The sequence below is a fragment of the Chryseobacterium sp. CY350 genome (assembly GCF_027945075.1).
GTDB lineage: Bacteria > Bacteroidota > Bacteroidia > Flavobacteriales > Weeksellaceae > Chryseobacterium.
In genome coordinates, this window is sequence record NZ_CP116034.1 from 2863093 (window position 1) to 2875347 (window position 12255).

The 12255-nt window shown below is 35.7% G+C and carries 10 protein-coding genes; 6 read left to right on the forward strand and 4 right to left on the reverse strand.

Annotated features, from left to right (window positions below; genetic code table 11):
• Positions 1–137: 137 nt before the first annotated feature.
• Both hemC and hemA read right to left on the reverse strand, forming a co-directional pair.
• A complete protein-coding gene (gene hemC, locus PGH12_RS13335) occupies positions 138–1046 on the reverse strand; it encodes a hydroxymethylbilane synthase (RefSeq protein WP_267596394.1) in 909 nt (302 codons plus the stop codon).
• Positions 1033–2307: a glutamyl-tRNA reductase gene (gene hemA, locus PGH12_RS13340; protein WP_267596393.1), complete on the reverse strand. Its 1275-nt coding sequence runs from the start codon at positions 2305–2307 to the stop codon at positions 1033–1035. Before hemA ends, hemC begins: the two co-directional genes overlap by 14 nt.
• A gap of 229 nt (positions 2308–2536) precedes the next feature.
• Here hemA and PGH12_RS13345 point away from each other — a divergent pair, with 229 nt between their 5' ends.
• The 6 genes from PGH12_RS13345 (at position 2537) to PGH12_RS13370 (ending at position 8862) form a co-directional block, all read left to right on the forward strand.
• Entirely contained in the window at positions 2537–3562 is a 1026-nt protein-coding gene (locus PGH12_RS13345; protein ID WP_066678895.1) for a rod shape-determining protein, read from the forward strand.
• Positions 3563–3588: 26 nt separating this feature from the next.
• Entirely contained in the window at positions 3589–4443 is an 855-nt protein-coding gene (mreC, locus tag PGH12_RS13350; RefSeq protein WP_267596392.1) for a rod shape-determining protein MreC, read from the forward strand.
• Positions 4436–4942: a rod shape-determining protein MreD gene (locus PGH12_RS13355; protein WP_267596391.1), complete on the forward strand. Its 507-nt coding sequence runs from the start codon at positions 4436–4438 to the stop codon at positions 4940–4942. Before mreC ends, PGH12_RS13355 begins: the two co-directional genes overlap by 8 nt.
• On the forward strand, positions 4939–6966 hold the full coding sequence (locus PGH12_RS13360) for a penicillin-binding transpeptidase domain-containing protein (protein ID WP_267596390.1): 2028 nt from the start codon (positions 4939–4941) through the stop codon (positions 6964–6966). The genes PGH12_RS13355 and PGH12_RS13360 overlap by 4 nt, the downstream gene beginning before the upstream one ends.
• Entirely contained in the window at positions 6963–8192 is a 1230-nt protein-coding gene (rodA, locus tag PGH12_RS13365) for a rod shape-determining protein RodA (protein WP_267596389.1), read from the forward strand. The genes PGH12_RS13360 and rodA overlap by 4 nt, the downstream gene beginning before the upstream one ends.
• Before the next feature lie 88 nt (positions 8193–8280).
• Entirely contained in the window at positions 8281–8862 is a 582-nt protein-coding gene (locus PGH12_RS13370; protein ID WP_267596388.1) for a pentapeptide repeat-containing protein, read from the forward strand.
• A 101-nt stretch (positions 8863–8963) separates the two neighbouring features.
• On the opposite strand, the gene PGH12_RS13375 is transcribed toward PGH12_RS13370, so the two are convergent.
• Both PGH12_RS13375 and PGH12_RS13380 read right to left on the reverse strand, forming a co-directional pair.
• The gene (locus PGH12_RS13375; protein WP_267596387.1) at positions 8964–9650 is read right to left on the reverse strand and encodes a C40 family peptidase; all 687 of its coding nucleotides are present in this window, start codon (positions 9648–9650) and stop codon (positions 8964–8966) included.
• Positions 9651–9988: 338 nt separating this feature from the next.
• Positions 9989–12184 (reverse strand): glutamine synthetase III family protein, encoded by a 2196-nt coding sequence (locus tag PGH12_RS13380; RefSeq protein ID WP_267596386.1) that lies wholly within the window; start codon positions 12182–12184, stop codon positions 9989–9991.
• Between the last annotated feature and the right edge of the window lie 71 nt (positions 12185–12255).

The window sequence follows — 12255 nt, forward strand, 5'->3', positions numbered from 1 at the left end:
TAATTTAAACATTAAGAACCTTTAGATATAAAGAAATGTTAAGATTCAGATAAATCTGAATTCAGCAGTCTGCTAAATAAATTTCTTTAGAAATTCACTTAAATTATCTTTAAAACTTATTACATCTTAATGGTAAATTACAGCTGACTTTTAATCTCGGTCATCAATTCTCTTCCACCGTTTTCAAGTACAATGTTGGCAAATTTCTCCCCGAAATTTTCTTCTTCATTATATTCGAAACTTTCATCGATACCGATATAGTTTTTCCCGTCGAGTGAACAGAGTGCTCCTTTGAACCGCATCTGATTTCCGATTTTTTCTGCAAAAGCACCGATAGGAGCTGTACAACCGCCTTCAAGTGTACTCAGGAAACTTCTTTCCATTTCTACACAGATTTGGGTTTCTTTGTGATTGATAGATTGTAAAATCTCATTAATTTCCGGTTTTTCAGAATGTCCGGCAATCGCAATTACACCTTGAGAAGCTGCAGGAATCATTACGGGAAGCATCTCATAATTGATGTCCATATTCATTCTTTTGATTCCGGCTAAAGATAAAATCGTAGCGTCAAACTCTTGTTCCTCAAGTTTTTGTAATCTTGTCTGAATATTTCCTCGAATGTCAAAAAACTGAGTATCCGGATAGTGTTTTAGCCAAAAAGCTCTCCTTCTCAAACTGCTTGTTGCAAGTTTCAGTTCATGAAATTCTTTATCCTTTGCAGATTCTCTTCTGATGAGAACGTCCTGCGGAAAATCTCTCTCAAGGTTGGCAATGATTTCTATATTGTGAGGAAGCTGAGTCGGTACATCTTTCAGAGAATGTACGGCAATATCGATTTCGTCATTTAATAATGCGATATCCAGATCTCGTGTAAAAACGCCGGTAATTCCTAAAGAATATAGTGGTTGGTTCAGGTTTTTATCTCCGGAAGATACGATGGGAGTAATCTCCGTAAGATAATTATTATTTTGCAGATGCCTTGCTACTTCTCTGGCCTGCCACAAAGCAAGTGCCGAATTTCTGGTTCCTATCCTAATGCTTTTCATTGAATTCATTATTGGGTTGTTCAACTAATATTTCGTGCATTAATTTACTAATTTCTTCGGCTTTCAAAGGATTATCGATAATATATTTTGCAAAACGATTGGTAATTTTCTGAATCATTTTCTCAGAAAGCTCCATATCTGTGATGTTTATGTATTTATTTTTTCTGTAAAAATTATGCATCTCATTGCGTTCCATGTTCTTCAGAACCGCTTTGAAATGATGAATATTCGGCGCAAGCTTTCTCTTTTTTTCCCACTCAAGAAAGTCTTTTGTCATTTCCTTGATGATTTTTTCTGCTTTCGGAATTTCTTTTTCTCTTTGTTGAATGGTAGCTTGTATTTGCTTCGACAGCGTATCAACATCTACCAACGTTACATGATCTAATTCAGAAACATTTTTATCAACATTATTCGGAATCGAAAGATCAATCACCAAAGTTTCTCTTCCGTTCTGAAAATGAGATTTGTATAAAATCGGAGTTTTCGCACCCGTTGCAACAATCAAAATATCGGTATTCTCAATTTCCTTTTCAAGATGAGCGTAGTCAATATGTGGAATATTATATTTTTCAGAAATTTTTTCTGCAGTTTCCTGCGTACGGTTGGCGATTTTTATCTGAGGCTGATAAATATGTTTTACGAGATTCTCAACTGTATTCTGTCCGATCTCGCCGACTCCCAATAGTAAGATGTTTTTTTCGGTCAGTCTTTTTTGATTATTTAAAATGTAATGAACTGCGGCATAAGAAACCGAAGCTGCTCCATTGGAAATTCCGGTTTCGTTTTTTATTCTTTTTGATATCTGAATTGCAGAATTGATTGAGCGTTCCAGGTAAGGATTAGAATTCTGTCTTTCTCTTTTAAATCTTGCGTATGCTTTTTTAATCTGCCCGATGATTTCAAAATCACCGATAATCTGGCTTTCCAAACCCGCAGCAACCCTGAACAAATGTTGTAAGGCTTCCTCTTTTGTTAAAATATTGGCAAAAGGCAAAAAATCTGATAGGCTGACACCTATGGTTTTGCAGTATTCTTCTGCCACCAAAAGATAGTTGGCTGAAGTTGTGTAAATTTCAGTACGATTGCAGGTAGATACCACAAAAGCATCTCCCAGATCTTCATTGTGAATTCGGGTAACAAAACTTTTGATATTCTCATCAAAGAATGCAAATTTCCCTCTCGTTTCCACATCAGCTTTCTCAAAGCTTACCGAAAGTACAGCAAAATTTGAGGTCTGATGAATGTTAGAATACTGTATCATAAGCAGTCGCAAAATTACGCATTTTTTACCGAAGGTTCGTCAGATAATGTATATGATTATTATCGTAAAAAGCTATGAATTTGGGTTTAAAAACTGTTTGAAATTTAGCAATCAAAAAGTTAAATCAGTTTTGAAAATTTAATAAAATTTTAACCAAATTATATTTACTATAGTATTCATTAGTAGTCTTAAATTTATATCTTTGTAAACTTAAATCAAGGAGAAAATTATGAGTTTATTCGATATGTTTACGCAAGAGATTGCGATAGACCTTGGTACTGCCAACACGCTTATCATCCACAATAATAAAATTGTTATAGACCAGCCTTCAATTGTTGCAATTGAGCGTTCTACGGGTAAGCCGATTGCTGTTGGTGAGCAGGCGAAACATATGCAGGGTAAAACCCATGAAGATATAAAAACGATCCGTCCTTTGAAAGACGGCGTTATTGCAGACTTCCATGCTTCTGAGCATATGATTAAAGAATTTATCAAAAAAATCCCTGGGATCAAAGGTAGATTTATTCAGCCCGCTCTTAGAATTGTGATCTGTATTCCTTCCGGAATTACTGAAGTTGAAAAAAGAGCCGTACGAGATTCTGCGCAAAAAGTAAACGCGAAAGAAGTAAGGCTGATTTATGAACCGATGGCTGCTGCGATAGGAGTAGGTATTGATGTTCAGAAACCTGAAGGTAATATGATTATCGATATAGGTGGTGGTACTACCGAGATTGCTGTGGTAGCTTTGGGAGGTATTGTTTGTGATAAATCTGTAAAAATTGCAGGTGATGTATTTACAAATGATATTGCTTATTTCTTAAGAACTCATCATAATTTGTATATTGGTGAGAGAACTGCTGAAAGAGTGAAAATCGAAGTAGGTTCTGCAGTTGAAGATCTTGATGTTGATATTGATGATATTCCGGTGCAGGGTAGAGATCTTATTACAGGTAAGCCAAAAGAAATCATGGTTGGCTACAAGGAGATCGCGCGTGCTTTAGACAAATCAATTATCAGAATTGAGGATTCCGTGATGGAAACTCTTTCTCTTACACCTCCGGAACTGGCTGCCGATATTTATAAAACAGGTATTTATCTTGCTGGTGGTGGTGCTTTACTAAGAGGCCTTGCAGACAGACTTCACAAGAAAACAGGTCTTCCTGTATTCGTTGCAGAAGATCCTTTGAGAGCTGTAGTAAGAGGAACGGGTATCGCACTTAAGAATATGGACAAATTCAATTTCTTAATAAAATAATTTTAACTTTTTACGACTTTATCTGAATGGGATTTTTGCTGAGATTATTTTCTAAGAATGCCTTATTTGTGTTCTTTATTTTCCTGCAAATTATTGCTCTCGTTCTGATATTCTCTAAAAATGCAATGCAGAGATCCTGGCTTGCCGGGCAAACTGCTGCTTTTAATTCGTGGGTTTCAGGGTATATTGATGAGGGAGTTTCTTATTTAAAACTTAAACAAACCAACGAAGGCCTCGTTGCTCAAAATAAAGCCTTAATGATTGAGTTGTACGGAAAGCAGGGAGCTAAAAATCCCGTTTTCAGAAAAGTACACGATACGTTGGGTGGCGGACAAATATATACATTTGTAGACGGTGAGATCGTTTTTAACAGCATCAACCGACGGAATAATTACTTTACCATCAATCGCGGAAAACGTGATGGTGTACTTCCTCAAATGGGAGTTATGGCTCCAAAAGGAATCGCAGGAATCGTGATCAATTCTACAGACAGTTATGCACTCGTACAATCTGTTTTGAGTGTCAATAAAATCAGAATTAATGCTTCGTTAAAAAATTCAGGATATTTTGGAACTTTAACTTGGAGAGGAGATAATTCCAGAGTGATGCACCTTGCCGACGTTCCTAAATATGTTTCACTAAAGATCGGAGATACGATCGTAACTGATGGAAAATCAGCAATATTTCCGAAAGGTGTGATGATTGGAACAGTCGCAGGTTACACGGTAGATAATCAAACAGGTTTTTGGGATATCTCAGTTGAATTAAGCGAAAAAATGGGCGCTCTGAATAAAGTTTTTGTAGTGAAAAACCTTAAAAAAGCTGAGGTTCAGAAAATAAGCGATACGATGCAAGCGGTAATAAAAAAAGAAAATGATTAGCAGGACGATATTTACAGATCTTTTGATCATGATTTTTCTGGTTGCATTACAGATTTTTGTTTTGAACAGAATCACACTGTTCGGAAAATACACTCCGGTTTTATATCCGGTTTTTGTGATGTTCTATCCTTTTTTCAGAAATAGATTCCAGTTTTTAGCTTTAAGTTTTTTAATAGGCTTATCTATTGATGCTTTTCTTTATTCATGGGGAATTAATGCTTTAGCAACCACAGTAATTGCCTACTTCAGGACTTTAATTTTCAGAACTTCTACAGATACTTCTACAGATTTCTTCTCGTTTCAATCTTTACAATGGACTCAGTTTTTGCTGTTTCTTTTTTCAAGCATATTTTTACATCAGGTTTTGGTGCAATATATCGAGTTTTTTAAATTCAGCAGAATCTTCGAAATCTTACTTAATGTGTTGGTAACTAGTGTAATTTCCTTTATATTTATCATTATTTACGCATTAATATTTAAAATCAAACAAAAAGTTTGAACACACGCCATATAAAAATCTTATCTGTTCTTATCATTCTTGCTATCATTTTTGTGGCAAGACTTTCTTATTTACAGCTTTTTACAGACCGATATGCTTTAAATGCAGCAAATACTTCAATAAAAACAGAATATGTAATTCCACAGCGTGGAGTTATTTTTGACCGTAACGGAAAAATCATGGTGGGAAATCAACCGGCGTACGAAATTTCTTTCACACAGGCGTTGATGAAACCAGATTTTGACACTTTGGCTTTCTGTAGTTTAATGAAAATCGAAAAGAGAGATTTCATCAAAAGAATCAATATTATCAAAAAAGAAAAATATTATTCTAAGCTGACTCCAATGACTTTCATCAAAGACCTCAGCAGAGAAGAAATTGCAAGAGTTCAGGAAATTATATTCAAATATCCCGCTTTCAGTATCGTTCAGCGTCCGCAGAGACAGTATGAAGTTTCTACTTCAGGAAATCTTTTGGGATATACAAGTGAAGTAAACGACAGAGAAATCAAAAAAGATTCTACCTATTATCTTCCCGGTGATCTTATTGGTAAAACAGGCATCGAAAAATCATACGAAAAAGAACTTCGTGGAATTAAAGGAATTAAATACATTCAGAAAGATATCAAACTCCGAAATGTCGGTCCATATAAAAATGGAACTTTAGATCGAGATGTTGTTACCGGAAAAGATATTACACTAACAATAGATTATGATCTTCAGAGAATCGCTGAAGAAATGCTTGTCAATAAACACGGAGCCATTGTTGCAATTGATCCTAATAACGGTGAAGTTCTGGTTGCTGCAACAGGTCCGGATATCGACCCTAATCTTTTTACAGGACCCAATAAATCTAAAAATTTATACGCTCTTTCAAAAGATACGATCTACGAGAATAAACCGACGTTTGACCGGTCTTTACAGGCTGGTTATCCTCCGGGATCTACTTTTAAATTATTAACAGCTTTGGCGGCGATGCAAATGGGTGTGATGGATGAAAAAACCATTTTCCCATGCGGCGGCGGTTTTTATTACAAAGGAAAAAGAATTAAAGGTCACGGTGGAGCAGATCCTCTGATTCCGTCTATTCAGGTTTCCAGTAACTGTTTTTTTACATACGCTTTTATTGCAATCATTAAAAAGTACCCTGGAAATCCATCTAAAGGAGTTGATGAATGGAAGAAAATCATGAGCAGCTTCGGAGTTGGAGAGTATTTGAACAACGATTTTGCGGTGGGTGCGAAAGGCAGAATTCCTTCCGGAGACTTTTATGAAAAGAGATTTAAAGCAATCATTAAAGCAAACGGATCTAAAAAGGACGATTATAAAAATTGGGATGAAATGTCTACAGGAGCCATCTACAACGGTATGGGTCAGGGAGACGTTATGGTAACGCCGCTGCAGTTAGCGAATTATGTTGCAGCAATCGCAAATAGAGGTTGGTATTTCACGCCTCATATTGTGAAGTCTATTGACGGAAAACCAAATCCGGATCCGAGATTTAAAGTTAAACATCAAACGTTGGTCGACGCAAAACATTTTGGTCCTGTTTTAAAAGGAATGGAAGCTGTTGTCTTAAATGGTACAGCAAGAGGTTTGAAATCCAGCGATTTTACTCAGTTGGCAAAAACAGGAACCGCACAGGTTCCTCAAGGAAAAGACAATTCTATTTTTGTATTGATCGCTCCTGCCGAAAAACCGAAAATAGTAGTAGTTGCCGTCATGGAGCATGCAGGATTTGGTGCAACATGGGCCGGACCGGCGTGTACGGTGATTGCTGAGAAATACATTACCGGAGATCTAAAGAGAGAACATCTTTATAAGAAAATGGTAACCTCCAGTTTTATGCCGGAGTATAAACGCCAATGGATTGCCGATCTTAAAAGAAAAGGGTTATACAAAGAACCAAAACCAGATTCTATAAGGCTAAAAAAAATTCAGGATAGCTTAAATCTTATTAAAAAAGCTAAAGAAAAAATAGAAGCAAAAAAGAAAGTTGAACCTAAAAAACCTTTGAAAAAATGAAGTGGGCAGAAGGAATAGATAAATTAGGTTTAGGATTGTACTTTTTGCTTTGCATTTTTGCGATTGCCAACATTTACAGTGTAGACGAAGGTTTAGGTAAAAAACAATTGATTTTTTTCGGAATCTCTTTATTTGTAGGATTAATTATTTTTTTCAGCAGAAGTAAGTTTTTCGAAAATATGTCCGGCATCATTTATATTGGCGGAGTTTTATTACTGATCGGACTTTTTCCTTTCGGAAAAGAAATTTTAGGACAGAAAAACTGGTATAAATTCGGAAGTTTTACCATGCAGCCTGTGGAATTTGCTAAAATTGGGGTCGCTTTAATGCTTGCCAATTACGTTTCCGGTCCGGAGTTTAATTTAAAAAACAGAAAATCACTTTTAACTACTCTTGCAATTGTGGGAATTCCTGCTGTGGTGGTTTTAGCAATTCCTGACGTGGGTTCATTGTTGGTTTTCACAGCTTTTTTCATAGCGCTTTATCGTGAAGGTTTGAGCGGATGGTTATTCGGGATCGGATTTCTTTTCGCATCAGTATTTTTGATCTCATTAGCCGTAAATCCTTTGTATGTTGCCATTGCCATCATTATTATTGCCGCAATTTTGATATTCCTGAATTTTTATAAAATGAGTTGGGATGTCATCACGATCTCCAGTATTGCAGGCTCGATTATTCTTTTATGCGGGTTAGCTTTTGCCGCACCGTATGTTTTAGAAAAAATGCCAAAACACCAAAGAGAAAGAATCGAAGTTTTGTATAAAGGTGAAAAAGCTTTCAGAGATACTTCGGGTTACAATTTATTGTATTCTAAAACAGCAATCGGATCTGGCGGAATGTGGGGAAAGGGATATCGCGAAGGGTCAGTAACACAAGGGAAATTCGTTCCCGAACAGGAAACGGATTATATTTTTTGTACCGTTGGCGAAGAATGGGGTTTTGTAGGAAGTGCAATTTTAGTTCTTTGTTACATGGTTTTCATTGGCAGGATTTATTATCTCGCAGAACAGCAAAAGTCAGCATTTAACAGGGTTTTCGGATATTCATTTGCCTCAATCCTATTGATGCACTTTTCCATCAATTTAGGGATGGTTATGGGCTTGTTTCCTACGGTTGGTATTCCTTTGCCGTACTTTAGTTATGGAGGAAGTTCGTTGCTTGCCTTTTCAATGATGACTTTCATTTTCTTTAAATTGAATTACGCGGATAAAAACAGTTTGGTTTAAACTAAAGCATTCTAATCAATTCTTGGATGATCTTCACAGAAACAATAATATTTCTGGTCAATTCTTTTACACAAAATCATTAGAACCCATGAGTGAAACTTATGTATCAGATCAAAATTATGTTCAGTTAAATTTTGCTGAATCACCTTTGCAAATAGGCGAGTACGAAAACTGTACATTTAAAAACTGCAATTTTGAATATGCAAAGCTCTCTCAATTTAAATTTACGGACTGTGAGTTTATTGATTGTAATGTAAGCATGATCAAATTGATCGGAACGGCTTTTCGGGATGTGATTTTCAAAGACTGCAAAATGTTTGGGATGCATTTCGATGACTGCAATGAGTTTGGATTGTCTTTCACATTTGAAGGCTGTGCTTTGAATAATTCTGTTTTCTATAAAACTTCAATAAAACGAACCTCATTTAAAAATTGTAAACTGATTGAAGTAGATTTTGCTGAATCTGATCTGTCGAATTCACTATTTTCAAACTGCGATTTGAATGGCGCAACATTTGAAAATACTAATCTAGAGAAAACAGATTTTAGAACTTCTTTCAATTATACCATCAATCCTGATTCTAATAAGCTAAAGAAGACGAAATTTTCACTTTCAGAAGTTCACGGTCTCTTACGCAGGTTTGATATAGAAATTGACAGGAACAGCTAGATTAAATAATTTATTTCAATTTTAAGATAATTATTAACTGATATTCAAACAAAAAAAGCCATCAAATTTGACGGCTTTATTATATTAATCAATTATCTAAATTATAAACTAGAGGCTAAATTATTGTAGTTATCTCCGTTCTCATTGATTACTCTTTTGGCAAACCTGAATTTTGGTCCCCAATAAGAATCATTCAGCGAAGAGATCATTACACCTTTTGACGTTGCTGCATGAATAAATTTCACTTCTCCTTCTGCAGTTACGTCTTCTACGATTCCTACGTGAGAAATTCTTCTGCCGTGAGAAAAGAAAATAAGATCACCTTTCTGAAGGTTTTCCTTTTCAACGCTTTCCCCTTCCTGAGACTGAGATGCTGCCACTCTTGGTAAAGTAAGTCCAGCTGCTGCACCAAAAACTGATAACACAAATGCTGAGCAGTCAATTCCGTTTCTGGTCATTCCACCGTATCTGTATGGAGTTCCCAAATAAGTCTGAGCCTCGGTTAAGATATTATCGATAGTCTTATTGTGTTTGATCGCTTTTGCGATCTCTGTATTTTTTAAAGAATTCTTAGTGTTTGCGATAGCCACTGCTTTTTCAGAGATGAATGAGTTGATTAACAACTTTTTATCATTCTCTATCTTAGTATCTAATGCAGCTAGTTTGGCATCTGTTTTGTATTCTTTAGCATAAGTTGCCGGTTTTGAAACTACGTAATTAGTAACGCATGATTGTAGTGATATTGTAGAAACGAAAGCAACTAAATAAAACAAAACTCTTTTCTTCATATTTTTTAATTTCCGGTTGAAAAAGAAATATTTATTTCTCTAAAGCAGTACAAAAGTAGATATTCCCGCTAAACTAGCCTCGGTATGATTATTGTCATGTTATTGTTTTAACATATTTTAACATCCAACGGCACTTTGTTAAAGAAAAAGTAGCCTCTACGCCCGTGTTTTCGTAATTCAACCTTTTTTTTCATTAAGATTTTTTAACATAATATCTTGGTTGTCTTTATAGGTAGGAATTTCGTGATTTCATTACTTAAAATTTAGATGTTAAAAATCCATAAAAAAAGTTCCCTGAAAAAACAGGGAACCTTCACTAATATGGAACTTTACAGATGTTATCTTGTAAATAACATTTCTCTATATTTTGTCATTGGCCAAAGTTCATCATCTACCATCATTTCAAGATCGTCAGAAGCTTCTCTGATCGGATCAAATAACGGGATGACGCTTGTGCAATACATTTCTGCCTGCTTCTGGCTTTCAGACGTTGCTTTTGCAGCTTCTCTGGCTTTCATAAGATCCTCAACACCCAATTTAATTTTAGAGATGTTTCCGGAAATCTGAGTAATTAAACTCATTTGCTCTTTTGCCAAATTCCTGAATTCTTTATCATCAAAAATTTCTTTAAGACCTCTTACGTTTTCAATAAGTCTGTTCTGATAGTTTAAAGCCGAAGGAATAATGTGGTTTCTTGCGATGTCACTCAGTACTCTTGCTTCGATATCAATTACAGTTGAATATTTTTCTAATTTGATTTCGTTTCTCGCTTCAACTTCTCTGTGGTTAAAGATCCCAATTTCTTCATACAGATCAAGGAATTTCTGGTTCATCTCCTGCTTCAATGCTTCAGGAGTCGTTTTCCAGTTGTTCAAGCCTCTTTTTTCAGCTTCTAAAGCCCAGTCATCAGAATATCCGTCGCCTTCAAACATAATGTTTTTACACTGCTTGATGTATTCTCTTAGAACGTTGAAAATTGCTTCATCTTTTTTCAATCCTGTTTCAATTAAAGCATCAACTTCTTTCTTAAAGTCAGCTAATTGTTTTGCAGCAATTGTATTCATTACGGTCATAGATTCTGCACAGTTTGCAGAAGAACCTACCGCTCTGATCTCGAATTTATTTCCTGTAAATGCAAAAGGAGAAGTTCTGTTTCTGTCAGTGTTATCCAACAAGATTTCAGGAATTTTTCCTACAACATTTAATTTTAAGTCTGTTTTTTCGTCCGGTGAAAGCTTTCCTTCTGTTACTTTTTCAAGCTCTTCCAAAACTCTGAACAATTGGCTTCCGATAAATACAGAAATAATTGCTGGTGGCGCTTCGTTAGCACCCAATCTGTGATCGTTACTTGCAGAAGCGATACTAGCTCTTAAAAGGTCAGCGTATTCGTGAACTGCTTTAATTGTATTCACGAAGAACGTTAAGAACTGTAAATTTTTCTTAGGATTTCTTCCAGGGCTTAAAAGGTTTTCACCAGTATCAGTTGCCAAAGACCAGTTGTTGTGCTTTCCACTTCCGTTTACTCCTGCGAATGGTTTTTCATGGAACAAAATATGGAAATGGTGTCTGTGAGCAATTCTTGCCATAACGTCCATCAACAGAGAGTTGTGGTCAACGGCAACATTTACTTCTTCAAACATTGGCGCAAGCTCAAACTGGTTTGGAGCCACCTCGTTGTGTCTTGTCGTAACAGGAATTCCCAATTTCATACATTCAACTTCCAGTTCTTTCATGAAATTCATGACTCTTGTAGGAATTGAACCGAAATAATGGTCATCCAATTGCTGTCCTTTTGCAGGAGAATGTCCTAATAGAGTTTTACCTGTTAAAACTAAATCCGGACGCGATTGATACAATGCTGAATCAACCAAAAAATATTCTTGCTCCCAACCTAAAGTAGGAGTTACTTTTGTTACATTTTTATCGAAATACTGCATTACATCAGTTGCAGCTTCATCCACAGCGTGCAAAGCTCTCAATAAAGGTGCTTTGTAATCTAAAGTTTCTCCTGTGTAAGAAATGAAGATTGAAGGAATACACAAAGTAGTTCCCATAATAAATGCCGGAGATGTAGGATCCCAAGCTGTGTAACCTCTAGCTTCAAATGTGTTTCTGATTCCACCGTTTGGGAAAGAAGATGCATCAGGTTCTTGTTGAATCAATAAGTTTCCACTGAATCTTTCGATGGCTCGTCCACCTTCGATAGGTGTAAAAAATGAGTCGTGCTTTTCTGCAGTGCTTCCCGTCAATGGCTGAAACCAGTGCGTGTAGTGTGTAACTCCTTTGCTCATTGCCCAATCTTTCATAGCTACTGCTACCTGATCTGCAATTAATCTCTGGATTTTACTTCCTTTTTTTATAGCATCCATTATAGATTGGAATGCTTCTTTTGTTAAATATTCTCTCATTGTGTTTTCAGAGAATACATTTTCACAAAATAATTCTGACAATTTAGCAGGAATTTCTACCGAATTATCTTTTCTAAAGTCCTTGAATGGTAAAGTTTCTAAAGCTTTAAATCTTAAAGTTGACATATAGTGTTGAATTTTATAGGGCAAATTTACAAAAAAAATGAATTAAAAATCTTTTAACCCTAAAAATTTAA

What these genes read in the sequence shown, in the direction of transcription:
- hemC (WP_267596394.1), bottom strand. Translation starts at nt 1,046, where the DNA reads ATGAAAAGCATTAGGATAGGAACCAGAAATTCGGCACTTGCTTTGTGG.
- PGH12_RS13375 (WP_267596387.1), bottom strand. Translation starts at nt 9,650, where the DNA reads ATGAAGAAAAGAGTTTTGTTTTATTTAGTTGCTTTCGTTTCTACAATA.
- rodA (WP_267596389.1), top strand. Translation starts at nt 6,963, where the DNA reads ATGAAGTGGGCAGAAGGAATAGATAAATTAGGTTTAGGATTGTACTTT.
- PGH12_RS13380 (WP_267596386.1), bottom strand. Translation starts at nt 12,184, where the DNA reads ATGTCAACTTTAAGATTTAAAGCTTTAGAAACTTTACCATTCAAGGAC.
- PGH12_RS13355 (WP_267596391.1), top strand. Translation starts at nt 4,436, where the DNA reads ATGATTAGCAGGACGATATTTACAGATCTTTTGATCATGATTTTTCTG.
- mreC (WP_267596392.1), top strand. Translation starts at nt 3,589, where the DNA reads ATGGGATTTTTGCTGAGATTATTTTCTAAGAATGCCTTATTTGTGTTC.
- hemA (WP_267596393.1), bottom strand. Translation starts at nt 2,307, where the DNA reads ATGATACAGTATTCTAACATTCATCAGACCTCAAATTTTGCTGTACTT.
- PGH12_RS13370 (WP_267596388.1), top strand. Translation starts at nt 8,281, where the DNA reads ATGAGTGAAACTTATGTATCAGATCAAAATTATGTTCAGTTAAATTTT.
- PGH12_RS13345 (WP_066678895.1), top strand. Translation starts at nt 2,537, where the DNA reads ATGAGTTTATTCGATATGTTTACGCAAGAGATTGCGATAGACCTTGGT.